The following is a 26806-nucleotide window of genomic DNA, read 5'->3' as shown; positions in this document are numbered from 1 at the left end:
CCAAATGAAAAAAACGGAGCCGAGACCCCTAAGCCTTTGCTCCGTTTTATTTTATGCATCGTTTTATACATCGTTTTTTGCATCGTTCTATGCATCATCTTACACATTATCTTACTTTCCTGGTTCTGCGGTCCATATGGACTCCCTGCTGCCGGCCGCGGCCAGCCAGCCTCCGTCACCCATGCATAAATCTGCTTAAAAACTCCTGGGTCTGAAGCTGTTTCGGCGCACCAAATATCTGTGAGGGCTCTCCCTCCTCCACAATCACGCCGCCTGCCATAAATGCCACATGGCTGGACACATCCCTGGCAAAGGCCATTTCATGTGTGACGATAATCATGGTAAGGCCCTCTCCGGCCAGCTTGCGCATGACCTCCAGCACCTCGCCCACCATCTGCGGGTCCAGTGCCGATGTGGGCTCATCGAACAGCAGCACCTCAGGCTCCATGGCCAATGCCCTGGCAATGGCCACCCTCTGTTTCTGTCCGCCGGAAAGCTGTCTGGGCTTGGCGTTGATATAGGGAGCCATTCCCACCTTTTCCAGATAATACATGGCATTCTTGTGGGCATCGGTCTTGTTCTTCTTAAGCACCTTGACCTGTCCGATCATACAGTTCTCCAAAACAGTCATGTTGTTAAACAGATTAAAGCTCTGGAACACCATTCCCACCTTGGAGCGGTACTGGGGCGCATTGACCTTCTTATCGGCAATATTGGTTCCATGGTACATAATTTCGCCTGTGGTAGGCGTTTCCAAAAGATTCAGACATCTGAGCAGTGTGGATTTTCCGGAACCCGACGCGCCGATGATGCAGGTCACATCCCCGCTGCTGACTGAAAAGTCAATATCCTTAAGCACAGGATTGGTACCGAAGGTTTTGCTCAAATGACGGATTTCTAATATCCTGTCTCCTTTCATCGCGCATCCTCCTTCTTCTTATCCTTTTCATCCGGGAACCGGTACATACCGCTGGTATGGGCCAGGGTGTCGGTGGTGGCCAGGTCGTAGCTGTCCGCGCCGTCCATCCTGTTTTCCCACCATCGAAGGATTCTGGAGCAGGTGAATGTCATGATGAAATATATAATCATGGTGATGGTATATGCCTCGAAATTCATGTACAGGGCTCCCGCAGCAGCCTTTGTCTTATACAGCAGCTCCGTAACGCCGATAACAGAGAGCACGCAGCTGTCCTTGATATTGATAATCAGGTTATTGCCAATCTGAGGCATGATATTCCTCAGGGCCTGGGGCAGAATCACATAGAGCATGGTCTGTACATGGGTCATGCCGATGGCCTTTGCTCCCTCTGTCTGGCCCGGGTCAATGGAAAGGATTCCGCCGCGGACTGTCTCAGCCATGTAAGCGCCTGTATTGATGGAAAGAATGAAATAGGCGGCGCCCCACATAGACATATTAATTCCTAACATGGGCAGAAGCCCGTAATAAATGAACATGGCCTGGGCCATCATGGGCGTTCCGCGGAAAAACTCCACATAGGCGTTCAGAATCAGTTTCACAGCCCAGAGCACGGCCCTTTTAACCGGGTTGTCCCCCCGCTCACTTGGTATGGTCTGGACAATACCCACGGCAAAGCCTATGATACAGCCCACCAGGGTACCTACCAGGGCAATCTTAAGGCTTACGCCTGCGCCCTGGAGCATCGACATACCGTATCGGTTGAATACGACCATAACACGGCCGAAAAAATCTGTTGGCATATCCCTTCTCCTTACTCTTTCACGTACTTTCGCCTGACGGCAGCTTAGTTTGCCAGAGGCTGAACAGAGATAGCTTCATCCATCATCTTGGAGAAGTCATCCTTTGTCATCTTTGTGAGAACGCTGTTAATGGCATCCTTTAACTCTGTATTCCCCTTCTTTAAGGAAATACCGATATTGATATCTTCATCCGTCACCTGGAAATCAGCATCGCCGCCGCCAAACTCAATCATCTTGAAATTAGGATAAGCGATGAGAGCGCCCTTGCCTGTAGGCTGGTCTGTAACAACCAGGTCGCACTTGTCAGCGTTTAAGGACATCAGCATATCGGGAGCGCTGGCAGTGGCCGCCAGGACATTGGCATCCTGAATCTGAGGCAGACAGGTGTTGTACCAGATGGTGCTCTGCTGGGAAGTACAGGTGGCTCCTGCAAGATCCGCCACGCTCTTGGCATCCGCGTACTTGCTGCCTTCCTTTACAAGGGTAACGATGGTTGCATAGTAATATGGCTCAGTGAAATCCACTGCCTGAAGACGCTCAGAAGTAATGGACTGTCCTGCGATAACACAGTCAACCTGACCTGTGGTAACAGCCGGAATCAGGGAATCCCAGTCCAGACGTACGATTTCCAGGTCATAGCCCAGTTCCTCGCAAATCTTCTTTGCCATCATGACATCATATCCGTAAGCAAATTCATTGCTGTCCGCAATGGCAACCGCGCCGTTGGAATCATCGGGCTGGGTCCAGTTGTAAGGCGCATATGCACACTCCATGGCCACGCGCAGCGTCTTTTTCTCTCCGCTGTCTGCTGCTGTGGTGTCTGCAGCGGCATCACTCTCTGCCTTGGCATCGCCGGCTGCGGTTGTTGCCTCTGCCTTTGTGTCTGCTGTTGTTGCCGCTGTGCCGCCTCCGCCGCATGCTGTCAAAGAACCGGCAGCAAGGACGCCGGCCAGAACCAGGCCTAAAACTTTCTTTGCACTCATTTTCATAATAATCTCTCCTCTTAAAAATATTCCAGGCTTTACTGTCTAAGAAAAAAGCCACACCCATCCTCACAGGTATGACTCCACTGTCATCTGATGACCGGCAATCCCAAACAGCTAAAACCTTGCCCTATTAAACATGGCGCACTTTACTTTCTTAAGCATATATGCGCCTAACGTGCTAAGTATAACATAACTCGTTCTGTTTTCCAATACCCAAATACGTTTTTTTATGCAGGAAAAAGGTATAAATAATTGTAAAAACAGCCATAAATCCTTTAACTGGGAATTCATGGCTGTCATATATAATCATTTCCTGCTATTGGCTTTCCTTTGCCCTGTCCGCTGTTTCCTGAACGGTTTCCCCGGCTGTCTCCTGTGCCTTGTCACCCATCAGATCATCCATGCGCTGTAAGAATACATCATCAGGCTGGATTTGTTTTCCGTCCTCATCCACCTCCACGGCAAACAGGAAGGTTCTGGCATCATTGATTTCGTAGCTGCATGTAACCAGGGTGTACAGGGTCCTGGCCGGATATGTAATCTCGACGCCGTAGCTGCACGGCTTCACCATCTCATGCACAAAGGCGTCAAAGGATTCCTGGGATTTGAACCTGGTCTTCCGCACAATAGGCTGGGCCTCCCCGTAGTAGGCGGCCACTGCCTTTAACCTGATTTCCCGGTCAGGGGTGTAGATGCTGAAAAACTGGTGCTCCTTAAAATACGCCTCGTCCTTGTACCGGTTCACGTCCTTGAACATGCTTCCGTTCTTCATATTATGGCCGTACAGCACATTATTGCGTCCCACAAAATCTCCCTGGCTCTCAAAATCCAGGTAAATGGCCCCCGCAATATTCTCCTTGCCGTAAAAATCATGATTCAGATAGAAATCGTTGTCCTCTCCCTGAACAATGGGGTAATCAATGTTGGTATCCGGCACCCGGATCCATCCGATGGTATCCGGATTCTCCTTCATCAGCTCTTCAAAATTGATGGGAGATACATAGGGCTCTGTCTCCGGTTCCTCTGTCCCGGGCTCTGTCACTGCTTCCGTGGACGGCTGCGCAGTAGTCTCCCTGGCCAGTTCGGCCAGCCGCTCATATTCCTCCCTGGTCCTCTTGTCCTCTATCCAGCTGTGGATGCTCATGGCACCGCTTACCAGCATCACGGCCAGTAAAACCAGGATGATGACGCCCCGTATCCTGCTTTTTCCTTTTTTCTGATCCATAAATGATTATGTGTCCTTTCCTGCTGTCATCCCATATGGCCGGAGGCCGCTTTGAGCTCTTCGTTCCATCCTTCGCTGTCAGCCACTGCCTCCTGCATCAGAAGCAGCATCTCCAGGAAGCTGCGGAAACTAATCTGTCTGCGCTTTTCCTTCCAGCAGATGGTTCCCTGCCAGGTAGCGTTCCTTCTGAACATGACCCTTATAACAAAGGTCATGGGGCCAAAGCCCCCTGCATTGACCAAAACGCTTCTGGGACTGATAATGGTTCCTTCCTCCCCGCCATCCGCAAGAGGTAGAAGAAAACGCTCCACTTCATCCCTGAGTTCAAACTCACTGGCAAATTCCCGGCGGTCCGCCACGGCTGGATGGGATACGTCCCCGCCCAGGACGAAATGGCTGAAATTGCGCACAGACACCTCGCACATCCGCTTGCCCAGGCCGTGCATAATATCACTTCCGTGTCCGAGAGAACGGTCCAGATACTCCATCAGATCCAAAAAGCTTTCAAAAGAATAGGTGCCGCCGTGTCTCAGGTCCATTATATCACCCTGCCACGTGGAATGAAACCTGTATTTCACATGAAGGCAGAACTCGGCCAGTTTTCCCTGAAGCCGCTTCTTTCCTGCCTCCACTCCACACCTTAAGGATGAACTGCCATGTTTTATTCCCACAAAGGACCTATGGTCCACACTCTTCATGGGATAGCGGAGCTCATCGAACAGTTTTTCCAGACAAATAGCCATCTCCGATATACAGCCAAAGGGGATTTCCTCCTCCAGACTGTCATGGTAGAGCCTTCCCTGTAACAGGCGGCCATCAAAGCTGTCAATGGCTATATTTACATATTTGTACGAATCCGGTAGGGTCCCTGTTTTTGCAATCGACATATATTCACCTGCTTTTCTCTAATAAATTGACATAGTAATCCCATTAAACCTGTTACCATTATAACAGCCTCCGGTTACAATCCGGTTACAAAAGAACACCTGGCCGCTTTTTTATGTATTTTTTTTCTGGACAATTATGGCTCTGGTTAGTATACTTATCTTAGAATGACCCCGTTTTGCAAAGGAGAGCAGACATGAATGCATCCGTTATGGAAGATAAACCTACTATTTATATAAAAACCCTGGGCGGTTTTTCCCTCAGGGTTGGCGATAAAGAGATAACCGACAACAGCAACCAGTCAAAAAAACCCTGGTGCCTTCTGGAATATCTGGTGGTATTCCAAAAGAAATCCATCAGCCCCGGTGAACTTATCAACATCGTATGGGCTGACGACCCCGGCGTCAACCCGGGCGGTGCCCTTAAAACCCTGATGTTCCGCAGCCGCAAGCTGTTAGAGCCCCTGGGAATTCCTCCCCAGAAGCTGTTAGTCCAGCAGAGAGGTTCCTATTGCTGGACCCAGGACTATTTATCCGTCCTGGACATCGACCAGTTCGAGTCCATCTGTACCAGGGTCCTGAACCATGACATGGATGAGGACGAGGCCCTTAACCTTTGCCTTGAGGGGCTGGAACTGTACAAAGGTGATTTCCTTCCCAAATCCGAATATGAATCCTGGGTTATCCCCATCAGTACATACTACCATTCCCTGTACCAGAAACTGGTTTATAAGACGGTAGAGCTGCTTACTAAAAAGGAGGATTTTTCCAGAATAACATCCATCTGCCAGACAGCAGTAGGGATAGAGCCTTTTGATGAAGAATTCCACTACCACCTGGTATACTCCCTCTACAGGGACGGCCACACCAGTCAGGCGATTGAAGAATACAACCATACCCTGGACCTGTTTTATAACGAATTCTCCATTTCTCCGTCGGACCATTTTAAGGATTTATACAAATCCATCCGCAGCAAGGAGCAGGGTATCAATACAAACCTGGATTCCATTCAGGAGACGCTTAAGGAGGAAGCCTCAGGGGGGGCTTTTTACTGTGAATATCCTGTATTCCACGACCTGTTCCAGTTGGAACGCAGGGCCATCGAGCGTACAGGGGACTCCATCTATCTGTGTCTGCTCACCATCGGTGACCTGGACGGACATGCCCCGAAGACAACGGTCCTCAACAAGGCCATGGAGCATCTGAACCATGCCATCCGTGACTCCCTGCGCTGCAGCGACGTGTACACCCGTTACAGCATCAGCCAGTACATCGTCCTTCTTCCCACCGTGACCATGGAAAAGGGTGAGATGGTCATGAAGCGGATACTGAACAACTTCCGCAGGCTCTACAGCCGCAAGGACCTGATTGTGGACTACAAGCTTCAGCCGGTGCTCCCCTGGGAACGCTCTCCTGCAGGCCTTGGTGAATAAAAAGAGTTTTGGAAAATAACAAATTTGTGGTATTCATGAATCAGAAAAGCTGCGGCATTATCCTTCATTGGATTTTCTCCCGCAGCTTCTTTATTTTGCTTTCCCAATCATTCAGCAGTGTCTGTAGCTGTGGCCCTGCTCCTTCCATAAAAAAGATGGTTCAGGTTCTTCATCACATGGCGGTAAGCCGGTATGAGAAACAGATCCGCGGCAATCCAGGCCACCGGGCTGGCGATGCACACCGCTATATATCCAAACACAGGCACCAGGCAAAAGCCCACAAAGGAGCGCGCTGCCATCTCGCATACCCCGGCAATAATGGCCAGCCTGGAATACCCAAGTCCCTGTATCATGAACCGCACCGCATTGACAAAGACAAGCGGAATATAGAACAGGCTGTTGCCGATGAGGAACAGACGCGTGTTCCTCAGGATTTCCCCTTCCCCCTTATCCACAAACATGAGGGCAATCCACTGCCCGAAGATACAGAGCACTGCAAAGGCTATGACGGCATAGACGCAGCCCATGACAGCCCCAGCTTTCAGGCCCTGATCAATACGGTCCAGCTTCCTGGCCCCAACATTCTGTCCGCCGAAGGTGGCCATGGTGGATCCCAGGGCGTCAAAGGGACAGCAGAAGAACATGCTGATTTTGCTGCCTGCCGTCACCGCGGCCACTGCCATGGAGCCCAGGGAATTGACTGCGGTCTGCAGGATTACACTTCCTATGGCGGTGATGGAATACTGCAGACCCATGGGAATTCCCATGTTGCACAGAATCTTCATATAATGGGCATCCGGCCTCCACTCGTCATCATTCATCTTAAGAATGGCAAATTTCTTTTTCATGTACAGCAGGCACAGGATTCCTGACACAGCCTGGGCCGTGATGGTGGCCCAGGCAGCTCCTGACACGCCCATCTTAAGGACCAGAATCGTAAAGAAATCCAGAGCCACATTTACCACAGATGAGAACACCAGAAAAATAAGAGGGGTGGTGCTGTCGCCCAGGGAACGTATGGTACAGGACAGAAGGTTATAGAGATAGGTGGCCGGGATACCCAGGAAGATTACGAAGATATAGCTGTAGGCCCCATCAATAATATCCTCCGGCGTCTGCATCAGCTCCAGGATATTGCGGCATAACAGGCACACGGTCACAGTCATAACCGCTGAAAACAGGATTGCCAGCCACGCGCTGTTGGCCACAAACCGTCTGAGGGCCTTCTCGTTCTTTTCCCCGAATTTCTGGGCCACCGGAATGGCAAAACCACTGCACACCCCCAGGCAGAAACCGATAATCATAAAGTTGACGGAGCCGGTGGATCCCACCGCTGCCAGGGCCTTAACCCCCAGGCACTTGCCCACGATGATGGTATCCGCCATATTGTACAGCTGCTGGAACAGCAGCCCGCACAGCATAGGGATAAAAAAACCCAGTATCAGTTTTACCGGGGAGCCTTCCGTCATATCCTTTGTCACATTTGCGGCCATGTATGTATTCCTCTCTGTTTCCATGAATTTCATCCCAATAATGTACTCTCTTAACCTGCAATTTGCAAGTAGAAAATATCACTGGAATCCGGGACCGGGACATACATTTTACACAATAGGCCGGGAACAGATTCCCGGCCCATCATGCCTGTTATTGGTAGCAGAGTACAGGCATTCCCTTATAAATCAAGTCATAGAGCACGCTGGCTTTTTCCGGCGGAAGGTTGATGCAGCCATGGCTTCCGCTGGTCTGGAAGATGGTGCCGCCGAATTTGCTTCTCCATGTGGCGTCATGGAAACCAATGCCTCCGTTAAAGGGCATCCAGTAATCCACATGGCTCTCGTACTCATAGGTTCCGTCCGCCTTCTTGGCTCCCCTCAGTATCCTGTCCTTTTCCTTGTAGGTCAGGCTGTAGATGCCTGGGGGCGTGTCGTAATTCTTGGATATGTTTCCCGTGACGCAGGGTGCATCCCACACCAGGTTTCCTTCCTGGAACATGTATACATGCTGTCCTGTCAGGTCCACCTCCGCATATGTGGTGCCCCAGTCAGGAGCCGTGCGGCTGGCTGCCGTCATGGCGTATACGGGTTCCCGGTCCACAGGACCGGCTGCGGGACCGGCCTGAATCAGGGCTGCCAGGGCCTGGACCTCGCCCGCCACATCTATCTTCCAGCCATAGGGGCCTGTCAGCTCCACATCTTTGCCTGTGGCTGTATGGAATACGCGGGCAGTTCCGGCCGTATCCCTTCTGGACGCCATCTCTGTCACAAAGGCCGTGATTTTCTCCAGATCAACCGTCGGCACCCCGTCCTGGCTTCCTGTTATCCAGGTGGCTATGGTCTCACCGCCAAGGGTCTCCTTCTCACTGCCAAACACATAATTAACGCTCATGTCCCGGTACTGGTTCATGCGGCTGCACAGAGCTATAAGATTCTCATCTGTCTCCCATATATTAACCTGGTAATAACAGCCTGCGCTGTCCACATCCACTGAGTTCTGCCCTGCTTTTACGGCGGCGGTAATCACCTCCGTTGTTTTGGCCTCGTCCACATTATTGCCCTGGACAGCCGGTATAATGGAAAAAGGCTGTCCCTCCTCATAGGAGGATATGCGGGCATCGGAAGTGACGGTGATGCCGGAGCCGCTTATCAGGGTCAGAGCCTTAATCCTTGCCCCCAGGGCCTCCTGGCTGTAGGTCACTGTCATGGCCATGGTATGGGAGTTATCCGCATCCGGTCCTGAGACACGTCCGGCTGCGTTCTGCGCATCCAGTATGGCCTTAAGTCCCTCGGGAACCTCCACCTTGTAACCGATGTCCGTACCTGCTATGGTTTCCTGGCGTCCGCCTCTCTCCCTGATGGTGAGATTGTATTCACCGGCATAAAAACCCTCGATTCTGGCCTTGGCCTCATCCACGGTCAGTCCGCCCACTCCCACGCCGTTGACTTTTGTACCGGATACAAAACGGGTTGTATCCCCGCTCTCATCCGCCAGGGACACAAACGCCCCTGCCAGCACAAGCACAGCCGCTGCCATTACCGCTGCGGCCAGCCTTCCCATCCATGTCCTCTTCCTTAACTTCTGCATAAACAATCCTGCCCTGCCTTTTATTGATATTTACTACATTTTTTTCCTCTCCTGCCTGAAAACGGCAGGACGCCTTCTTAACATAACAGCCCTTCACCATATTTTCAATATGAAAATCAAAAATGTAAGAATTCTTCATAAAAATATAAAATCCGGGGTCCCAAAAACAGGGAAACCCGGATTCTTTCGTATACCAGTACCTTTATCAGTCCACTACCTCTATGCTCTCAATGACAGGCTGGTTGTCCTTTGCCACGGAACCGTTGTTGTCTTCCACCTTTGTATCCTTGCAGATGGCATCCACTACCTCCATGCCCTCTGTCACATATCCGAAACAGGCGTAATCCCCGTCCAGGAATGTGCTGTCCTCATGTACAATGAAGAACTGGGAACTGGCGCTGTCCTTTATCTGGGAACGCGCCATGGAAATCGCTCCCCTGGTGTGGGACAGTGGGTTCTCCACTCCGTTGTTGGAAAACTCGCCTTTGATTTCCTGGTCAGAACCGCCCATGCCCGTGCCCAGGGGATCGCCGCCCTGAATCATGAAACCGCTTATGATGCGGTGGAAGGTAAGTCCGTCATAGAAACCGTCCTTTGCCAGCTTCAGGAAGTTAGCCACTGTGATGGGGGCCTCGTCCCCGTAAAGCTCCACGGAAATGGTGCCGTAGTCTTTTACGTTAATCTTTACATGGTGTTTGCCTGCCGCTGCCGCAATTTCCTCTGAGGCTGTATCCTGGGCTTTCTCCGAAGCCTCTGCTGTCTTGGCTGTCTCCTTTTTTTCCGTCTCCGCCTTGGCTGCATCTGTCGTGGCCGCCTCGGTCTGCGCCGCCGTTGTTGCGGCCCCTGCGCTGGTGCTGCACCCGGTCAGGGCTGAAACTGCCAGTACTGCTGCCGCACATATACACATCCATTTTTTCATTTATTCCGCTCCTCTTCTTATGGAAAAACCAGTCCGCCGTCCTTCTGTCCGGCCATTTTCCCGTAATAGACATCTGGGCGTTATGTCACCCGGACTGCCAGAGCATATTGTAACACCTGCAATGCCTTCCCGTAAAGGACTTTATAGAAATATCATACTTTTGTCACATTTTCCCGTCCGGGCAGTGCGCAGCAGGCAGACATCACCCGGCGGCACACCACGCACAGAACCACGGTGACCGCCATGTCGGGAAGGGTGCTTCCCACAGGTGTATCCACCCGCATCAGTATGCGGTAGATTACAAAACCAGCCAGCCAGATCAGCAGGTTCGGCAGATTGGCCTCCTCCGCCTCATGGTCCTGCCTGATGATAAAATAATCCGCAATCTGAATAGCAATCATAGGGGCAAACACAGAGCCAATCAGATAAAGGAAATCCGTAATATTATCCATGGGGTATACCATGGCTGCTGCGGTGCCGGCAAGGGTCACTGCCACTGCCGCCCATTTTTCCTTTATCCGATGTGTGATGGACACGCTGGATACACCGGCAGAGTAGGCGTCCAGGAATGTGGTGGTCACGGTAGACAGAACAATAATGAGAAGCCCTGCTGCTCCCAGTCCTGCCTTGACCATGATAACAGATATATCATATTCGCCCGTGTAGATGGCTGCTCCCATTCCGATGACATACATAAAGCAGCTCACCAGGCCGTAGACCAGGGCGCTGGCAGCCGTTGCCCTGAAGGGTTTCTCGGCCTCCCTTGTATAATCGCTTATTAAGGGCAGCCAGGACAGCGGCATGGCCACCGACAATTCAACTGCGGCCCCAAAGCTCAGGGAACTGTCTGCCTCCATGGACGGCTCCCCGCTGCCGGCAAATATAACCCTGCACAGGATGAGAGTCAGCACAAACAGCGCTGCCATGGCTGCCGTATTGATTTTTCCCAGGTTCCTGATTCCAATTAAAAGCCACACCAGAATCAGACCGCCAATCACCAGGCACCAGACCCACAGGCCTGCGTTAAAAATACCGTTGGCAGCCAGCCCGCCGTCATAAATCATGATGGAGGTCCAGCCCACCAGCTGCAGGACATTGAGCCCGCAAAACAGCAGGCTTCCTTTCTGCCCAAAGCTCATCTTCACTGTTTCCATGGAGCTGCGCCTGGTATATCCGCCGATGAGTCCTGCCATGAACAGCAGGGCGCAGCCAATCACATGGCCCAGCACAATGGCTGCCAGCCCCTTTCCAAATCCCAGCGGCGCCAGATATGTGCCTGTCAGTATCTCAGCTATGGATACCCCTGCCCCAAACCATATAAGGCTGTTGGCAGACACGGAGGTCCCTTTTTCCTTTATACTTTTCTTTTCCTTCATGCTCATTCCCCCTTAATACTCGCCCCGGATGGCAAATCCATGATTCATTGGTCCGCTTCCCTTTCCCAGGTCCAGCTGGGCTTCCAGCGCGCCTGAGAGATATACCTTGGCCCGCTCCACGGCCAGGTCCATATCCATGCCCTTGGCCAGGTTGGAGGCAATGGCGCTGGACAGGGTACAGCCTGTCCCATGGGTATTGGGATTGTCAATCCGCCTGCCTTTAAACCATTTCAGCTTCTTGTCCCGGTACAGCAGATCGTTGGCATCATTGAGCTGGTGGCCGCCCTTAAGAAGCACGGCGCATCCGTAGCCCTCCCCGATGGCCCTGGCCGCCGTCTCCATGTCGCCGGGATTATGTATCTCCATTCCTGACAGCACCTCTGCCTCCGGGATATTGGGAGTCAGCAGGTTTGCCATGGGAAGAAGGACTTCCTTCAGCGCCTCTATGGCCTCACTGCTGATCAGACGGGAACCGCTGGTGGATACCATAACCGGATCCACCACCACATTGGCAGCCCTGTAAAATGCCAGCCTGTCCCCGATGGCCTCTATCAGGCCGCCGGAGGAAACCATCCCGATTTTTACTGCATCCGGGAAGATATCCGTAAATATGTCGTCTAACTGTTCCTTTAAAAAAGATGGAGTTACCTCCATGATTCCTGTTACGCCGGTTGTATTCTGGGCAGTTAGTGCCGTTATGGCGCTCATGGCATATACCCCGTGAGCGGTCATGGTCTTGATGTCTGCCTGGATACCGGCGCCTCCGCTGGAATCGCTTCCAGCGATTGTTAATGCTGTTTTCATTGTCATTCTCCTTTTCGCATTAATTTTATAAAGCGGCGGAAGGTGGTGCCCCCAATCCGCCGCCGGGAAGCTCCGGCGCCCATGCCTGATACCACACAGAATCGTCCCGCATATCAAAAAAGCGGAACACCAAAACAGGTGCTCCGCCGGCAATCGTCCGTTATGGTCCCTACGTTGGCATTATCCAAATCAGGTAATGGGTCTAAGCATGAACAGCTTACTCTCAGCCCACTTAAGTGAGCTCCCCGTTTATTTACAACTACCATTATACATGGTTTCAGGAAGATTGCAATGCTTTTATCTTGTCCTGAGCCGGAAATGAGCCGGAAAGTACATCCTATCCCAGGGCCCTGTCCACGATTTTCACCATGGCCGTAAAGGTGGTGTCATTGTAATCCACATCAAACTCATCCCCCGGCTGGTTCAGTATGCGCTTTATGCTCAGTATGCCCAGACCGCCGTCCCGTTTGCTGGACAGTATCCTGCTTCCGTTCTTTTTAATCTGCCCGTTGTAGGAATTTTCCACCAGCATCATAAGGTGGTCGTCCAGCCACCTGGCCTGGACCAGGATGAAACGCGGTCCTGTCAGGCGGCGGCATGCTTCCAGGGCGTTTTCCAGCAGGTTGCCGGTGACAATGCACAAGGTCAAATCGTCCACCGGCACATGGGCGGATAAATCCACCCTGGCAGTGAACTCCACCCCATCCTGCCTTGCCCTGGCGGCATACTCCTGCAAAAGCCCGTTTACGGCCTGGTTCTGGCAGAACACCATCTCAGCCGTCATGTCCAGCTCCCTCTTCAGATTCATCAGGTAATTGGTCCGCTCTCCCCTGTCCATGTTCAGAAGGGCATGGATGTGATGGCGGAAATCATGCTTGATGATGCGCACCTGTTCAATGTAATCCAGGGTCTGGTTATAATGCTCCCTCTGCTGGCTGATAAGCTGCCTGGCAAACTGCAGCTCCTCCTCTGTCCTGCGGCGGCACATGATTTCCAGGGTGCTGCTCAGAATAAGCACATAGAGCACCAGTATCATGATGCACAGCGCCAGATAGAACAGCACGTCCTCCAGTCCCCGCTCAGCCAGGGAACGCGATGAGAATATGGTGTTGTTCCCGATAAAAAGGATGAACAGGGAGACAGAAGGGTATGTCAGCAGCAGGGAACAGGATCGCCTGGATAACTGGTCAAAAAGCCGGTTTACCTTATCCCTCAGCCAAAACCGCACAAACCCATAAAACCCGCAGGCCCACAGCAGGGATACCGCCACACAGATTTGTCCGTATGTCAGGGACACATGCCCCTTTAATATCCAGGCAGCAAACTCGTTCAGCGATGCGGACAGGACCGCGAACAGCCACGCGGATATGTACAGGAATCCTTTCTTAAGCAGGGTTCCTTTAAAAAAGACAAGGAGCACCAGAAAGTAAAGACAGGAAAATATGCCCCGGAACACAAAAAAGACCTGGGGGCTGATATGGAATATGGATTCCATGGATATCATGATGACCCACAGGTAGGCGGAAATGGCTGCTATGTTCTCCCTGTAACTGTGTTTTGGATCCAGGCATACAAAAATGGGCATCATACGCACAGCCAGGTTAATCAGATTCATAAAGACAGTACATGCCGCGTCGTTCATAGGTACCTCATTTCAGACGGTAATGGTAATAGGCATTCTTGCTCAGTTTATAAAAGTTCCTGGATATGGGAATCATCTGTCCGTCCCGCATGTAAAAACAGGAATCTTCCAGCTTGTCCACATAGTCCAGATTCACAAGGTAACTCTGATGGCAGCGCAGGAACTGGGCATGGGGTTCCAGAACCAGCTGCAGCTCAGACAGCTTCTGGTTGACGGACAGTACTTCCCCATCCGTCAGCTTCACAAAAACACGGTGAAGCCGGTTCTCAAACCAGGCCAGGCGCTCCAGGGGAAGCTCCACATTCACCCGGTTATGGACCACGGACAAAACAGCCTTCTTCACTCCCAGCCTGCGCCTCACCACACGCTCCATGGTGGACCAAAAGTTCTCTTCCTCCACAGGCTTTAAAATAAATCCCGCTGCCTCCACGCGGTATCCCTCCACAGCTGATTCCAGGGACGATGTGATAAATACCACCACCGGATGATCCTTGTCTTCCGCCAGGGCCTGTGCGGTGTCAATGCCGCTCATTCCGGGCATCAGCACATCCAGAAGATACAAATCATACTCCCTGCCCGACTCCAGAAGCTCCCTTCCGGCGGCATATGTATCTATACGCACCTCAATGCCTTCCCGTTCAAAAAAACGGCCGGCATATTCTGCTGCCTGAAGGCGTTCCTCTTCTGTATCGTCACAGACAGCCACATTATACATACCCGGGACCCCCTCTCTCATAAAACTGCTGTACGGCGCACAGCCTATCCTATATTTTATTGGCATTTATGCCATAAGTCAAGTTCCCCTGCAAAGTATCATAATCGGTATATTTTCTGCAGAAATGGTCCTTATTCCACCCAGGCTCCTATGGTAGAATAAAGGTAAGAAAAACATTTTAACAGGAGGGGTTTTATGGGTTCAAATGTAATTGTAACAATCATCGTAATCGTCTACCTGCTTTTCATGCTGTGGATTGGCTGGTACTCATCCACCAAGATATCCACCAACACCGACTTCATGGTGGCCGGACGCCGTCTGGGACCGCTTCTCATGGCCGGTACCCTGGCAGCCACGGAAATCGGCGGCGGCAGCTCCCTGGGCGTGGTACAGAACGGTATGTCAGGCTTCGGACTCAGCGCGTCCTGGTACATAACCACCATGGGTATCGCCTTTATCATCCTCAGCTTCGTGGCTCCCAAATTCAGGGCAGCCACGGTCAAGACGGTTCCTGAATATTTCCGCAGACGTTACGGAAAATCCTGCGGAATTATAACAGCCGTCATCATGCTTCTTCCCCTGGTGGGGCTTACCGCCGGACAGTTCATTGCTTCTGCCGTCATCCTGTCCACCATGCTGAATATTGACTACCAGGTGGCTGTTATCATTGTAGCTGTTGTTGTTACGGTCTACTCCATCATGGGCGGTCTCTGGAGCGTTACACTGACAGACTTTGTCCAGGTATTCCTGATTGTCATCGGCATGATTATCGCAGTTCCCTTTGCCATGAATTACGCGGGGGGCTGGGACAATGTTGCATCCAACATACCAGAGGGCACATTGAGCCTGTTCCAGGGCTATGATCTGTTTGGAATTATCTCCCTTGTAATCATGTATACAGCCACCTTCTCCGTAGGGCAGGAGGCTGTGTCGCGATTCTACGCTGCCAGGGACGAAAAGGCAGCCAAGGGCGGCGCCTGGCTGGCAGCCCTGGTAAACTTTATCTACGCCTTTATTCCCACCATCCTGGGCATCATCACGCTGGCCCTAATCAATATGGGCAAATTCAGCTCCGCGCAGTTTGAGTCAGTGGGCGCGCGTTACGCCCTGCCGGTCCTTGCCATCAACACCATGCCGGCCCTTATATGCGGACTTCTGTTCGCAGGCATCATCTCCGCCACCATGTCCAGCTCTGACTCCGATCTCCTTGGCGCAGGCTCCATCTTTGCCAATGACATCTATAAGGCAGTGCTGAAGCCGGATGCATCCAGCCAGTCCGTCATGAAGGTTACAAAAATCGTCATGTGTCTGGTGGGCCTGGCCTCCATGTTCATCGCTCTCTTTAACACACAGAGCATTGTATCCATCCTGATGTTCTGCTTCACATTAAGAGCAGCCGGTTCCTTCTTCCCATATGTCATGGGACATTACTGGAAAAAGGCGTCCACGGCAGGCACCATCGCCTCCCTGATCGCCGGCACCATCGTGGTGGTATATCTGGAACACATTTCAAAGGGGATGCTTTTCGGCATCAAGTTCAGCCAGCCCATCATTCCGGGTCTGGCGGCTGCCTTCATCTGCTTTATTATCTTCTCACTGGCCATGCCGCCTGAGAAGGAGACCACGGAGCTGGCTCCTGAGGAAGATGATTAATTATTAACCATTACAGGGACTGTCTGTTGCCGGTGTATGGCCGGCGAAAACAGTCCCTGTCTGCTATTGATACTCCTGGTTCTTAGGATGCTTTATGATCTGCTCTTCCTCCAATCCTCCACCACCTGCGCGGCCATTTTCCCGGCCGTGTCCCTGTTTAAAGGCATGACCCGGCCATGATAGGGAAAATATACCAGGTTGGACCACAGCACCTCGTATCCTCCCTTATCATACTCTTCTGCGGTGGGCAGATAGCTGCTGCATCCGTTGGTATAGCCGTTGAAAAACAGAAGCGGTGCCTCTGCCTCCTTCCAAATATCAATGGCGATCCGGCACATGGCCTCATTGGGAACACCGCAGAGACAGCCCTGGTTGACAAAAAGATACTGAATCTCTATGTCAGCATACTGCTTTTGTATGCCTTCATCCAGAAGGCGCTTCACCTCCTTCAGCCACATCCTCCCGTCAATTTCGCCTTCCCTCTCCGCCTCCTCTGCAATTTCCTCTGCCCTTTCCATGTCCGGCACATCAGCCGCAAACCGGCAAAAGGAAGATCGGATTTCCACGCGCTCCAGGGGCATCAGCACCAATGAGGCATACACAGCGTCCACGGACCGGAACATATCTTCCGCCATCTGTTCCAGGGCCCGGCGGCTCTGAGGCACATATTTTTGCCTGTATTCCTGTGAAAATCCTTTCCGGGCCATCTCCCAGCAGTGAATCTCCACATATTCCATGTTGTCCTGATGATATCTGGGACGAATATCCCCGGCAGCTCCCTGTACCATCATCACCGGGCAGCCGTATGCTTCCTCCAGCCGTTTCCTTGCGGCCCCCATATAATCTGCGGAGATAAAATAATTATCCCCGGACAGTACATTTGCATGGGCTGTCACGCGAATAAGAAGGACCTCCGGTTCCTTTCCGTCCCGGGCCGCCAGCTTTAAAATGCCTAACCGCCCGTCCATCTGCTCCGGTTCATTCCTCCGGTTCACCCCCACAGTGTTTTCCCCAATCCCCCAGGCCGCCTCCATGGATTTCATTTTTCCCGCGGCCTTCCGGACAGCCGTATCTGCCTGCCGGCATACCATTTCAAAGTAATCCGGTTCCTCCGCTGCATTGGGCGCACTGTGAGTATGGGAAAAGCATACCATAATCCGCTCCCTTCCCGTGTGAAGCGCAGCAGCCGCCCTGTCCCGCAGGACATTGGACAGCTCCACTGTAAAGCCCAGGCTGTCTATGACAATAAGGCCGCCCATGACGCCGTCAGCCTCCCATACCAATGCCTGGAGCCTTAAAGAATCCCTCACGCCCCTGGAACGGTTATCCGGACGGTAAAATCCCACCATCTCAGACGGATTATCCGGCGTGATGTCCGCCTCTCCATATCCGGCCTGCACCATATTACATGTCTGCATGATAAAACACCTCTTTTCTACTACAATATATTTATGGTTAATATCCCTTACAGCCAGTAAGGAATTATCCATCTTGTTGCTTAAGCTGTTACAATGTTGGAGCAATCGGTATATCGGCCTCCTTTCTTGGACTTCGCGTCCGTAATTAAGACTGATAACCAGCTCCTCATTTGCAGCGTTCGTTTTATGCAGGTTGAACTGCCTTTGGTACGTTCGTGTCACACCACAGTAGATTGAATAGGCAATGAGTAAAACTGGTACTTATCTATTGCAATAATCTTTAGGAGTGACAAATTTATGAACATGAACGCTGTTGGTATTGATGTTTCCAAAGGCAAAAGTATGATCGCCATTCTACGACCTTATGGAGAAATCGTTTCTTCTCCCTTTGAAATCAAGCACACCTCCAGTAACATCCAATCCTTAATTGAGCAGATCCGATCAATCGAAGGTGAATCACGCATCGTTATGGAACATACTGGCCGTTACTACGAACCACTGGCTCGTGAGCTTTCTCTGGCAGGTCTTTTTGTAACTGCCGTAAATCCTAAGCTCATTAAAGATTTTGGAGCTCATTCTCTCCGCAAAGTAAAATCTGATAAAGCTGACGCTGTAAAAATAGCTCGTTACACCCTTGACAGTTGGACGGAATTGAAACAGTATAGTCTTATGGACGAACTACGCAATCAACTAAAGACCATGAACCGTCAGTTTGGCTTCTACATGAAACACAAAACAGCTATGAAGAATAACCTCATCGGTATCCTCGATCAGACTTACCCTGGTGTTAATACTTACTTTGATAGCCCTGCCCGTGAGGACGGCAGCCAGAAGTGGGTTGATTTTGCTACTACATACTGGCATGTGGACTATGTTCGTAAATTCTCATTAAATGCATTTGTCGACCATTATCAGAAGTGGTGCAAACGTAGGAAGTATAACTTTAGCAAAGACAAGGCTGAAGAAATCTATGGAGCTGCAAAGGAGCTTGTTCCTATACTTCCAAAAGATGATCTAACCAAGCTGATCGTGAAACAGTCCATAGAACAATTAAACACTGCTTCCAAGACCGTGGAAGAGCTCCGTACCCTGATGAATGACACAGCCGCCAAGCTGCCGGAATATCCCGTTGTTATGGGTATGAAGGGTGTTGGCCCGTCTCTTGGCCCTCAGCTTATGGCTGAAATCGGAGATGTCACACGCTTTACCCACAAAGGGGCTATCACTGCATTTGCTGGTGTAGACCCAGGTGTCAACGAATCCGGAACCTATGAACAAAAAAGCGTTCCAACCTCCAAACGCGGCTCATCTTCCCTCCGAAAAACCTTATTTCAGGTCATGGACTGTCTCATCAAAACAAAACCGCAGGACGACCCTGTATATGCGTTTATTGATAAGAAACGTGCTCAAGGAAAGCCTTACTATGTCTACATGACTGCAGGCGCTAATAAGTTTCTGCGTATCTATTACGGAAGAGTAAAAGAATATCTAATGTCTCTTCCAGAATAGAGAATACCACATCCTTTCAGACCAGCAGATAATGGTGGTCTATTTGTTGTACCTGAAATTTAATCAACAATAAATCTTGAAAATTTCTCATTTTCCTATTGACTTTTTATTTGCAGGCTTAATTTCTGTTTTCTTATTTCTATTTCCTTATTTCCGGTGACTCTATCCTATCTCCCGGGAAACGGATATGCAATCTACTGTTTTCTTCTGTAGAATTCTGTATTATGGTTTCCGCATCAGCCTGATATACGCCACTCAAACCTGCCGAAAAAGGGAGCCGCGCACTGCGGCTCCCCATGGTTTACTTCTGATATACAATTTTTCGTATGGCGTGGACAGAAAGACAGTACTTATCCCCCAGCTCCTCCAGGGATACCCCCTGCCGGTAAGCATCCACGATTCCGGCGTTCCGCTCCGCCAGCTCCCTGCGGCAGCCGCTTTGCTCACCCCAGGCCCTGTGCCGGTCTTCCCTGGCCGGGATATAGATATATCCGGCCTGTATGTATTCCTGCAGTTCCTCCACCAGGTGATGGGGGAGGACTGCCTTTGCATTGACATATTTCATGTCGGCTCACTCCTTATCTTCATCACTCTTAAGGAAGCAAAGCCAGCATTCATCTCAGCGGCACATATTACTCCATGCAGGCGCCGCTGAGCTTACAGGCTTTGCATGGAGCCAGACATTGTTGTTTTTCTTTTTATTCCTGCACATGATTCTCTCCTTCCAAACCATCCTCATCCCTTAACCAGGCCTGATAACGGTATCTCTGAATCACTACGGCCCAACTGTTACCGGAACTCCCAGAGGACAGTATTCCCACAGAATATCCATCACATCATTTGTAACCGCGATGCAGCCGGAGGTTCCTCCTCCCTGGTCCCCGTGTATCTCAATGGCCCCGCCTAAAGGAGTATTCCAGGGCGGCTGTATGCCTGCCTTGTTAGCCTCCACAATGGCATTATACTGTTCCTCATTAATCAGGCCGTCTCTCAGGCCCCGCTCTGCATCCTCGGCATTGGGATAGGATAATCCCAGAGCCAGATAGCATATGCTCTGGTCATTTCTTGTGCACACATAGAACGATCCGGAGGGCGTGATTTCGTCTCCCTCCTGCACCTTGTCCCCTGTCTCGGACCGCCGTCCCAGCTTTACGGGCCAGGTTCCTATGGTCTGGGCATACTGTTTCAGCGTCAGCGTATTTCCCATCTTGCTGACATAGATGTTCACCCCATTGACAGAAGGCTGGTAAGCTGCCCCCGGTCCTGCATTCTGCCCGGCCAGGGCGCTCAGAGGACCGGCCGCCGCCAGGCACAGTGCCAGCACTCCGGCAGCAGCACATTTTCTGAATTTCATCCTGTTCCATCTCCTTACGCTTATTTCTATTTGGTTTAGTATACCATATAATCCCAAATTCTAAACCAATGTAAGAAAATCGAAAGGAAAATATATCTATTCTTCTGTTTTCTCCTCCCCATACCCCAGCTGGGGCAGCACATTCATGGGATGGTCCAATATCACCAGATTGGCGTCCTTATCCAGATAGTGCTCCTGCTTATGTATGATTACCATGCTCCTCCCGGCAAAATACTGTATGTACTGGCAGAACACCTCGGAAGCCAGGGTAGTCCCCAACAGCAGCAGGGTATCTGCCTTTGTTATCTCCTCCGTGGTCTTAGTCATGTTCTGGCTATCCACCATCTCTCCAATCAGGGAAATCATGGGCCGTATGGGAACATTGCAGTCCCTGCAGATTGGCACCCGCTTCGCACCCGCCATATATCCGATGGGATACTTTTTCTTACATCTGGGGCACTGGTTCTGGTAAATACTTCCGTGAAGGTTTATGACATGACGGCAGCCGCCCCTGCGGGCCTTGTCATAGATGTTGCTGTCTATGATGCATTGGAGCTTTCCGGCCCTCTCCATGGCAGCCAGGGCCGGGCCGGAAGCAGTGTCCCCTGGCGCGTTGTGAAGCATCTCCTTTTTGTAGAACTCGAAAAACTGCTCCGGACGGGTATTATAAAATGCACTGGTATACATTTCCTCAACACCGTAGCCATACCGGTTCTCAATGTCATAGGCCTTATCCTGCTTCTTAATACCGATGAAACCGCCCTCTTCCATCATACCGGAACCACAGAGAGCCACAGTATAGGTACTATCATCCAGAATCTTTCTTAACTGAGCTATTTTTTCATTCATAGTGATACCCCCTTCCAGTCCAACCCAGCAAATGCCTCCCGGGAGGTTACAACTGTTACTTATTATCACTATTATATAATTTTTTCCAGATAATTTCCACCTTTTTTGGCAGTTTTATCTTACTATTTTCCTTTTAAAACGTCATTTTCTTTCTTTTCCACCTGAGAATAAAGGAGAACGCCCCCGATTGTCACCACACCTCCCGCTATCTGCAGGAGCGCGGGCACTTCCCTGAACAGAAAAAGCGCAAAGGCAGCAGCAGCCACAGGCTCGCACAGCTTGGAGGCAGATACAAAGGAAGGGGAAAAGAATTTCAGGCACCAGCTGAAAATACTGTGCCCCAAAAGAGTGGAGCACACACTGAGAAGCAGGCCCACAACCACGGACCTCACTCCGTATCCCGTAAAGGCCAGTCCGCTAAAAGCAGTTGCCAGCCCCAGGGCCAGGGCGCAGAACACATAGACAATGTAGGTATAAATCGTGGTGGACATATAACCCCTGGCCTGACGCCCAATGAGGGTGTATACGGCGCAGAATACAGCCGCGGCAAGGGCCAGCACATCCCCGTACAAATGGTTTCCCCCGGCGGAGTAGTCAGAAAAGGCAATCAGAAGGCTTCCGCCCACCGTCACAAGGATACTTACACCGGCAGGCACAGATATCTTCCCCTTCATGAACAGACAGTATCCCCGCGCCACCCATATAACCTCCGTGCACACAATGGCAGTGGAACTGGCCACTGAAGTCTGGTTCAGCGACTCGAACCATGCCGTAAAATGCAGGGCCAGGAACACTCCGCTGGCCCCGCACAGCAGGACTGTCTTTCTGTCCGTTTCCCTCAGTTCCCGCCTGCAGTCCTTCCGTCCCAAAACCACAGGCGTCATCAGCGCCACGGTCCACATCAGGCGGTAAAGGGCTGTGACCACAGACGGAGCCTGGGAATATTTAACAAAAATAGCCGATAATGATATACCGGCTATTCCTATGATTATCATGACCAATGGATGTTTTTCCATCAATTTCATCTTATGTATCCTCGCTTATGTGATTGGTTGCCAAACTGCTGTAGAAATTCTATCACACCAATGCTCCTGCGTCCAGATACTTTCTTGAATAACTCCCGTTGATTGCCCGGCTGCCGCCTATGGAATCAGCCTGCTGGTTCCCAGCCGGTCTGCGCCCAGCTCTATGAAACGCTGTGCATCTTCAATGGATGCGATTCCGCCGGCTGCCTTGACCTTGACCTCGGGGCCTGAGTACTTCCTCATAAGGGCCACGTCCTCCGGCGTTGCGCCGGCTGTGGAAAATCCGGTGGAAGTCTTGATGAAATCCGCCCCTGACTCCGTGACCACACGGCACATTTCCTTCTTCTCTTCCTCTGTCAGAAGGCAGGTCTCGATAATGACCTTCAGGCATCTGCCGCCGCAGGCAGCCTTAATCTGTCTGATTTCATCCAGGACCTGGTCGTAATGTCCCGCCTTTACAAGGCCGATGTTGATGACCATATCAATTTCGTCCGCACCGTTCTTCACCGCGTCCTCTGTCTCGAACACCTTCACCGCGGTGGTCATGTTGCCGTTGGGAAATCCGATTACGGTGCAGACAGCCAGCTTATCCCCCACAAAATCCTTTGCCTGCTTCACATAACAGGGAGGAATGCACACAGAGGCGGCGGTGTATTCCAAGCCTTCCCTGCACAGCTTTTCTATCTGCTCCCAGGTAGCTGTCTGCTTTAACAGCGTGTGGTCTACCCTGCTTAAAATGTCCTTCTTATCCATTATTTTCTATCCTTTCTATCCGTCAGTCAGCTGCCCCCGGGGAAAAATCCAAGAGGCATTCTTCCAAATTACAATTCGTTCAGAACCGAAGTCCCTATGGTGCCTTCCGGCATCTTCACCCCAAAGTTGTCAGCAACCGTGGCTCCGATGACTGCAAATGTATCTGCGCTGCCCAGGTCCTTTCCGCCCTCCATGGAGGGAGAATAGGCGATGAACGGCACCTGTTCCCTGGTGTGGTCCGTGCCTGTATAGGTGGGGTCGTTTCCATGGTCCGCGGTGAGAATCAGAAGATCGTCCTCCCCCAGAAGCGGAAGCAGCTCTCCCAGCTTTTCATCAAAGCGCTCCAGCTCCCTGCCGTACCCTTCCGGATTGCGGCGGTGTCCCCACAGGGCGTCAAAATCCACCAGGTTCACAAAACAAAGCCCGTTGAAATCCGTTTTAGCATACTGGATGGTCTGCTCCATGCCGTGGACAGACGAGTTGGAATGGTTGGACTGAGTCAGACCCTCGCCGTCAAAAATATCGTATATCTTGCCAATGGACACCACATCATATCCCGCGTCCTTAAGGGCGTTGAGGGCAGTCCTTCCATATGGCTTCAGCGCGTAATCATGGCGGTTGGAGGTGCGCCTGAACTCGCCCTTCTTCATGCCGGTATAGGGCCTGGCAATGACACGTCCCACCTTCCACTCATCCCGCAGGGTCAGTTCCCTGGCAATCTCGCAGTAGTGATACAGGTTGTCAAGTCCCATGGTCTCCTCGTTGCCGCATATCTGAAGCACGGAATCAGCGGAAGTATACACGATCAGATGGCCTTCCCGAATCTCCTCCTCCGCCAGTTCATCCAGGATTTCCGTTCCGCTGGCGCTCTTGTTGCCGATGATTTTACGTCCGGTCCGCTTCTCCAGCTCGCCTATCAGTTCCTTCGGAAAACCGTGGCTGGTAAATGTCTGGAAGGGCGTGGTCACAAGAAGCCCCATCATCTCCCAGTGTCCCGTCATGGTGTCCTTGCCACGGCTTCTCTCCTTCAGACGCATGTAACGTCCCAAGGGGTGTTCTGCCGGCTCCATACCCTCTAAGGGGTGCAGGTTGACCATGCCCAGCTTTTTCAGATTTGGAATCTTAAGCCCCGGAACCTCCCGGGCAATATGTCCCAGGGTGTCCACCCCCACGTCTCCATATTCCGGTGAATCCTCCACTGCCCCGATTCCAAGTGAATCCAGGACCACAACAAAGATACGTTTATATTTTCCCATCTTACGACCTCCTTAAAATAATGTGACCAGGCCCACCACCATGGCGCTGATCAGGCTTACCGCCACACCGCCTAACATGGCCTTGAACACCAGGCGGGCAAGGGTGCTTTTCTTTTCAGGGCACAGGACCGCGATGCCTGAAACGCAGATTCCAAGGCTGGAGAAATTGGCAAACCCGCACAGGGAAATGGCGCATATCATCCCTGTCCTGTAATCCATGGAAGATATCATGGATCCCAGCTGCTGGAACGCCACGAATTCATTGAGGACCAGCTTGCTTCCCAGGAGATTTCCTTCCAGAAGTATTTCCGAAGGGTCCAGGCCCATAAAGAAGCCGAAGGGGGCAAATACATAGGAAAATACCTGCTGAAGGCTGATGCCGCAGACGCCTAACAGCTTATTCACCGCTGCCACCAGCGCCACCATGGCCACCAGGGACGCGCCGATGGACAGCGCCATCTGCATGCCGGTGACAGCTCCCTCTGCAACTGCCTCTATCACGTTGGTATTATTCCCCTTATTGTCCATCTTAACGCTTCCCACTTCCCGGACCTCCTCTGTCTGGGGCAGAAGCATCTTGGCCACCATAATGCTGCCCACCGGCACCAGTGTGCTGGCAATCAGAAGATACTCCATGGGAATGCCCAGGGCCGTATAACCGCCCAATATGGACACGGACATACTGCCCATGCCGGAAACCAGGACCACCATAACCTCGCTGTCCGTCATCTGGCCCAGGTACTTGCTCACCAGAATGGGGCTGTCGGTCTGTCCCAGGAACATGTTGGCAACCGCCACAAAGCTTTCCACCTCGGAGGTGCCCATAAGCTTACCCACTGCTTTACCAATCCATTTTACCACAAATCCCAGAATTCCGATATAGTAAAGAAGACTTACCAGGGCAGACAGGAATACAATGTTGCCCAGGACCTGTATGGCAAAAACGGATCCGGTGGCAGCCGTGCTGTCTGCCAGTGAACCAAACACAAAGCTTAAACCATCCTGACCGCAGTTGATGACGCTGGTCACTGCATCCGATACCCTGGACACCACGTAACGGCCGGCCGGAACCTTTACCAGAATCACCGCAATCAGGAACTGGGCAATCACTGCCTTGACCAGCATTTTGACGGATATGTTTTTCTTCTTCCAGGAAATCAGATACATGATGGCCAGTACCAAAAGGATACCTGTAAGGTTTAATAATATTTTCATTTGTCCCCACCCCTTACCTTTCTCCTTAAGCCTGCTTATCTGCCTGAATCAGTCTGCGGACGGCTTCCACCGCCACCTTGATGGCTGCCTCCGTATCGTGGACAATAGGATTATCCAGTCCTGCCTCCTGGCGCTCCTGGTTACCCACCACCAGGAAATCAGAACCGCAGCGCACCCTTAGGTGGCTGGCTGCAATAAACAGGGCAGCGGATTCCATCTCAGACGCCTTGCAGCCCATGCGCTTCCATGCCTCCCACTTGTTTAACAGCTCATAGCTTACCGGCATGCGTTTGGGCTCATGCTGCCCGTAAAACGCATCCTTGCACTGCACCACTCCCGCGTGATACGTATATCCCAGCGCCTTTGCCGAGGAAACCAGGGCATTGGTCACATCCAGGTCAGCCACGGCCGGAAACTCGATGGGTGCGTATTCCCTGCTGGTGCCCTCCATTCGGATGGCGCCTGTGGCGACCACGATATCCCCGCCCTTCACGTCCATGTCCATACCGCCGCAGGTTCCCACGCGGATAAATGTATCAGCCCCGCACAGCACCAATTCCTCCATGGCAATGGATGCAGACGGTCCGCCGATGCCCGTGGAGGTCACGCTTACCTTTTCCCCGTCCAGATAACCGGTGTATGTAACGTACTCCCTGCTGTCCGCCACCAGTACCGCGTTGTCAAAATGCTTTGCAATCTTTTCACAGCGCTTCGGGTCTCCGGGCATGATGACATACCGTCCCACGTCTCCCTTCCTGATCTGTAAATGATACTGTAATCCTTCTTCTCCTGAATAGTTCTGCATAATAATTACCCTCTCTTTTAATTGATTTTTTGTTTGCGCCTTTACCTGAATCTGCTTGCATTCCTGCCGGCATCTGCGCTTTTGTTTTTGTTTGTTTATTTATTTGTCTGTTTATTGCTTACTTGTATAATATCATTTAACTTGTATAATTTCTAGATGGAATATTTTACAATTATCATAGTCAA

Annotated in this window: 24 protein-coding genes and 1 riboswitch; of the genes, 3 read left to right on the top strand and 21 right to left on the bottom strand. The window is 51.4% G+C overall.

Annotation, left to right across the window (positions count from 1 at the left end; translation table 11 throughout):
- Window positions 1-175: 175 nt before the first annotated feature.
- The 5 genes from CGC65_RS06695 to CGC65_RS06670 all read right to left on the bottom strand — a co-directional run bounded on the left by CGC65_RS06695 (window position 176) and on the right by CGC65_RS06670 (window position 4817).
- Window positions 176-919 (bottom strand): amino acid ABC transporter ATP-binding protein, encoded by a 744-nt coding sequence (locus tag CGC65_RS06695; RefSeq protein ID WP_002565454.1) that lies wholly within the window; start codon window positions 917-919, stop codon window positions 176-178.
- On the bottom strand, window positions 916-1719 hold the full coding sequence (locus tag CGC65_RS06690; protein ID WP_002565455.1) for an amino acid ABC transporter permease: 804 nt from the start codon (window positions 1717-1719) through the stop codon (window positions 916-918). The genes CGC65_RS06695 and CGC65_RS06690 overlap by 4 nt, the downstream gene beginning before the upstream one ends.
- A gap of 44 nt (window positions 1720-1763) precedes the next feature.
- On the bottom strand, window positions 1764-2708 hold the full coding sequence (locus tag CGC65_RS06685) for a transporter substrate-binding domain-containing protein (RefSeq protein WP_002565456.1): 945 nt from the start codon (window positions 2706-2708) through the stop codon (window positions 1764-1766).
- A gap of 313 nt (window positions 2709-3021) precedes the next feature.
- Window positions 3022-3930 carry a class B sortase gene (gene srtB, locus CGC65_RS06675; protein WP_002565458.1) on the bottom strand — a complete coding sequence of 303 codons (909 nt, stop codon included), beginning with the start codon at window positions 3928-3930 and terminating at the stop codon, window positions 3022-3024.
- Window positions 3931-3956: 26 nt separating this feature from the next.
- Window positions 3957-4817 (bottom strand): hypothetical protein, encoded by an 861-nt coding sequence (locus CGC65_RS06670; protein WP_007036789.1) that lies wholly within the window; start codon window positions 4815-4817, stop codon window positions 3957-3959.
- A gap of 194 nt (window positions 4818-5011) precedes the next feature.
- On the opposite strand from CGC65_RS06670, the gene CGC65_RS06665 reads away from it, so the two are divergent.
- Window positions 5012-6247 carry a BTAD domain-containing putative transcriptional regulator gene (locus tag CGC65_RS06665; RefSeq protein WP_002565460.1) on the top strand — a complete coding sequence of 412 codons (1236 nt, stop codon included), beginning with the start codon at window positions 5012-5014 and terminating at the stop codon, window positions 6245-6247.
- 107 nt (window positions 6248-6354) lie between these two features.
- Here CGC65_RS06665 and CGC65_RS06660 read toward each other — a convergent pair whose 3' ends face one another.
- The 7 genes from CGC65_RS06660 to CGC65_RS06630 form a co-directional block, all read right to left on the bottom strand.
- On the bottom strand, window positions 6355-7740 hold the full coding sequence (locus tag CGC65_RS06660) for an MATE family efflux transporter (protein WP_002565462.1): 1386 nt from the start codon (window positions 7738-7740) through the stop codon (window positions 6355-6357).
- Window positions 7741-7891: 151 nt separating this feature from the next.
- Window positions 7892-9328 carry a L,D-transpeptidase family protein gene (locus CGC65_RS06655; RefSeq protein ID WP_002565463.1) on the bottom strand — a complete coding sequence of 479 codons (1437 nt, stop codon included), beginning with the start codon at window positions 9326-9328 and terminating at the stop codon, window positions 7892-7894.
- A 205-nt stretch (window positions 9329-9533) separates the two neighbouring features.
- Window positions 9534-10247, bottom strand: a complete 714-nt coding sequence (locus CGC65_RS06650; RefSeq protein WP_002565464.1) for a peptidylprolyl isomerase — start codon at window positions 10245-10247, stop codon at window positions 9534-9536.
- A gap of 152 nt (window positions 10248-10399) precedes the next feature.
- On the bottom strand, window positions 10400-11623 hold the full coding sequence (gene cytX, locus CGC65_RS06645) for a putative hydroxymethylpyrimidine transporter CytX (RefSeq protein WP_002565465.1): 1224 nt from the start codon (window positions 11621-11623) through the stop codon (window positions 10400-10402).
- Window positions 11624-11635: 12 nt separating this feature from the next.
- The gene (gene thiD / locus CGC65_RS06640) at window positions 11636-12427 is read right to left on the bottom strand and encodes a bifunctional hydroxymethylpyrimidine kinase/phosphomethylpyrimidine kinase (protein WP_002565466.1); all 792 of its coding nucleotides are present in this window, start codon (window positions 12425-12427) and stop codon (window positions 11636-11638) included.
- A 148-nt stretch (window positions 12428-12575) separates the two neighbouring features.
- Window positions 12576-12685: riboswitch (TPP riboswitch) on the bottom strand.
- Window positions 12686-12764: 79 nt separating this feature from the next.
- A complete protein-coding gene (locus CGC65_RS06635) occupies window positions 12765-14069 on the bottom strand; it encodes an ATP-binding protein (protein ID WP_002565467.1) in 1305 nt (434 codons plus the stop codon).
- 7 nt (window positions 14070-14076) lie between these two features.
- Window positions 14077-14784 carry a LytR/AlgR family response regulator transcription factor gene (locus CGC65_RS06630; protein ID WP_002565468.1) on the bottom strand — a complete coding sequence of 236 codons (708 nt, stop codon included), beginning with the start codon at window positions 14782-14784 and terminating at the stop codon, window positions 14077-14079.
- Window positions 14785-14979: 195 nt separating this feature from the next.
- On the opposite strand from CGC65_RS06630, the gene CGC65_RS06625 reads away from it, so the two are divergent.
- Window positions 14980-16437, top strand: a complete 1458-nt coding sequence (locus CGC65_RS06625) for a sodium:solute symporter family protein (protein WP_002565469.1) — start codon at window positions 14980-14982, stop codon at window positions 16435-16437.
- Window positions 16438-16529: 92 nt separating this feature from the next.
- Here CGC65_RS06625 and CGC65_RS06620 read toward each other — a convergent pair whose 3' ends face one another.
- Entirely contained in the window at window positions 16530-17855 is a 1326-nt protein-coding gene (locus CGC65_RS06620) for a hypothetical protein (RefSeq protein ID WP_007036796.1), read from the bottom strand.
- A gap of 303 nt (window positions 17856-18158) precedes the next feature.
- Between CGC65_RS06620 and CGC65_RS06615 the strand changes: the two genes are divergently transcribed.
- On the top strand, window positions 18159-19364 hold the full coding sequence (locus CGC65_RS06615) for an IS110 family RNA-guided transposase (protein ID WP_193466550.1): 1206 nt from the start codon (window positions 18159-18161) through the stop codon (window positions 19362-19364).
- A gap of 301 nt (window positions 19365-19665) precedes the next feature.
- Here the strand turns inward: CGC65_RS06615 and CGC65_RS06610 are convergent, their stop codons facing one another.
- The 8 genes from CGC65_RS06610 to udp all read right to left on the bottom strand — a co-directional run bounded on the left by CGC65_RS06610 (window position 19666) and on the right by udp (window position 26621).
- The gene (locus tag CGC65_RS06610) at window positions 19666-19929 is read right to left on the bottom strand and encodes a CD3324 family protein (protein ID WP_002567755.1); all 264 of its coding nucleotides are present in this window, start codon (window positions 19927-19929) and stop codon (window positions 19666-19668) included.
- A 210-nt stretch (window positions 19930-20139) separates the two neighbouring features.
- Window positions 20140-20718 carry a L,D-transpeptidase family protein gene (locus CGC65_RS06605; protein WP_002567756.1) on the bottom strand — a complete coding sequence of 193 codons (579 nt, stop codon included), beginning with the start codon at window positions 20716-20718 and terminating at the stop codon, window positions 20140-20142.
- 96 nt (window positions 20719-20814) lie between these two features.
- Window positions 20815-21567, bottom strand: a complete 753-nt coding sequence (locus tag CGC65_RS06600; RefSeq protein ID WP_002567757.1) for an SIR2 family NAD-dependent protein deacylase — start codon at window positions 21565-21567, stop codon at window positions 20815-20817.
- 122 nt (window positions 21568-21689) lie between these two features.
- Window positions 21690-22592 (bottom strand): DMT family transporter, encoded by a 903-nt coding sequence (locus tag CGC65_RS06595; protein WP_002567758.1) that lies wholly within the window; start codon window positions 22590-22592, stop codon window positions 21690-21692.
- 117 nt (window positions 22593-22709) lie between these two features.
- Window positions 22710-23345 carry a deoxyribose-phosphate aldolase gene (gene deoC, locus CGC65_RS06590; RefSeq protein ID WP_002567759.1) on the bottom strand — a complete coding sequence of 212 codons (636 nt, stop codon included), beginning with the start codon at window positions 23343-23345 and terminating at the stop codon, window positions 22710-22712.
- A gap of 68 nt (window positions 23346-23413) precedes the next feature.
- Window positions 23414-24601: a phosphopentomutase gene (locus CGC65_RS06585; RefSeq protein WP_002567760.1), complete on the bottom strand. Its 1188-nt coding sequence runs from the start codon at window positions 24599-24601 to the stop codon at window positions 23414-23416.
- Window positions 24602-24613: 12 nt separating this feature from the next.
- The gene (locus tag CGC65_RS06580) at window positions 24614-25816 is read right to left on the bottom strand and encodes a NupC/NupG family nucleoside CNT transporter (RefSeq protein WP_002567761.1); all 1203 of its coding nucleotides are present in this window, start codon (window positions 25814-25816) and stop codon (window positions 24614-24616) included.
- 25 nt (window positions 25817-25841) lie between these two features.
- Window positions 25842-26621: a uridine phosphorylase gene (udp, locus tag CGC65_RS06575; RefSeq protein WP_002567762.1), complete on the bottom strand. Its 780-nt coding sequence runs from the start codon at window positions 26619-26621 to the stop codon at window positions 25842-25844.
- Between the last annotated feature and the right edge of the window lie 185 nt (window positions 26622-26806).

It is taken from the genome of Enterocloster bolteae (assembly GCF_002234575.2).
GTDB classification, from domain to species: Bacteria; Bacillota; Clostridia; order Lachnospirales; family Lachnospiraceae; genus Enterocloster; species Enterocloster bolteae.
The sequence above is the reverse complement of the archived record's forward strand: the minus strand, read 5'-3'. Positions and strand labels throughout refer to the sequence as shown.

What these genes read in the sequence shown, in the direction of transcription:
- CGC65_RS06695 (WP_002565454.1), bottom strand. Translation starts at nt 919, where the DNA reads ATGAAAGGAGACAGGATATTAGAAATCCGTCATTTGAGCAAAACCTTC.
- CGC65_RS06660 (WP_002565462.1), bottom strand. Translation starts at nt 7,740, where the DNA reads ATGGCCGCAAATGTGACAAAGGATATGACGGAAGGCTCCCCGGTAAAA.
- srtB (WP_002565458.1), bottom strand. Translation starts at nt 3,930, where the DNA reads ATGGATCAGAAAAAAGGAAAAAGCAGGATACGGGGCGTCATCATCCTG.
- CGC65_RS06625 (WP_002565469.1), top strand. Translation starts at nt 14,980, where the DNA reads ATGGGTTCAAATGTAATTGTAACAATCATCGTAATCGTCTACCTGCTT.
- CGC65_RS06635 (WP_002565467.1), bottom strand. Translation starts at nt 14,069, where the DNA reads ATGAACGACGCGGCATGTACTGTCTTTATGAATCTGATTAACCTGGCT.
- CGC65_RS06610 (WP_002567755.1), bottom strand. Translation starts at nt 19,929, where the DNA reads ATGAAATATGTCAATGCAAAGGCAGTCCTCCCCCATCACCTGGTGGAG.
- CGC65_RS06585 (WP_002567760.1), bottom strand. Translation starts at nt 24,601, where the DNA reads ATGGGAAAATATAAACGTATCTTTGTTGTGGTCCTGGATTCACTTGGA.
- CGC65_RS06685 (WP_002565456.1), bottom strand. Translation starts at nt 2,708, where the DNA reads ATGAAAATGAGTGCAAAGAAAGTTTTAGGCCTGGTTCTGGCCGGCGTC.
- CGC65_RS06600 (WP_002567757.1), bottom strand. Translation starts at nt 21,567, where the DNA reads ATGAATGAAAAAATAGCTCAGTTAAGAAAGATTCTGGATGATAGTACC.
- deoC (WP_002567759.1), bottom strand. Translation starts at nt 23,345, where the DNA reads ATGGATAAGAAGGACATTTTAAGCAGGGTAGACCACACGCTGTTAAAG.
- CGC65_RS06605 (WP_002567756.1), bottom strand. Translation starts at nt 20,718, where the DNA reads ATGAAATTCAGAAAATGTGCTGCTGCCGGAGTGCTGGCACTGTGCCTG.
- CGC65_RS06615 (WP_193466550.1), top strand. Translation starts at nt 18,159, where the DNA reads ATGAACGCTGTTGGTATTGATGTTTCCAAAGGCAAAAGTATGATCGCC.
- CGC65_RS06620 (WP_007036796.1), bottom strand. Translation starts at nt 17,855, where the DNA reads ATGCAGACATGTAATATGGTGCAGGCCGGATATGGAGAGGCGGACATC.
- CGC65_RS06670 (WP_007036789.1), bottom strand. Translation starts at nt 4,817, where the DNA reads ATGTCGATTGCAAAAACAGGGACCCTACCGGATTCGTACAAATATGTA.
- CGC65_RS06630 (WP_002565468.1), bottom strand. Translation starts at nt 14,784, where the DNA reads ATGTATAATGTGGCTGTCTGTGACGATACAGAAGAGGAACGCCTTCAG.
- CGC65_RS06665 (WP_002565460.1), top strand. Translation starts at nt 5,012, where the DNA reads ATGAATGCATCCGTTATGGAAGATAAACCTACTATTTATATAAAAACC.
- CGC65_RS06650 (WP_002565464.1), bottom strand. Translation starts at nt 10,247, where the DNA reads ATGAAAAAATGGATGTGTATATGTGCGGCAGCAGTACTGGCAGTTTCA.
- CGC65_RS06595 (WP_002567758.1), bottom strand. Translation starts at nt 22,592, where the DNA reads ATGAAATTGATGGAAAAACATCCATTGGTCATGATAATCATAGGAATA.
- udp (WP_002567762.1), bottom strand. Translation starts at nt 26,621, where the DNA reads ATGCAGAACTATTCAGGAGAAGAAGGATTACAGTATCATTTACAGATC.
- cytX (WP_002565465.1), bottom strand. Translation starts at nt 11,623, where the DNA reads ATGAAGGAAAAGAAAAGTATAAAGGAAAAAGGGACCTCCGTGTCTGCC.
- CGC65_RS06580 (WP_002567761.1), bottom strand. Translation starts at nt 25,816, where the DNA reads ATGAAAATATTATTAAACCTTACAGGTATCCTTTTGGTACTGGCCATC.
- CGC65_RS06690 (WP_002565455.1), bottom strand. Translation starts at nt 1,719, where the DNA reads ATGCCAACAGATTTTTTCGGCCGTGTTATGGTCGTATTCAACCGATAC.
- thiD (WP_002565466.1), bottom strand. Translation starts at nt 12,427, where the DNA reads ATGAAAACAGCATTAACAATCGCTGGAAGCGATTCCAGCGGAGGCGCC.
- CGC65_RS06655 (WP_002565463.1), bottom strand. Translation starts at nt 9,328, where the DNA reads ATGCAGAAGTTAAGGAAGAGGACATGGATGGGAAGGCTGGCCGCAGCG.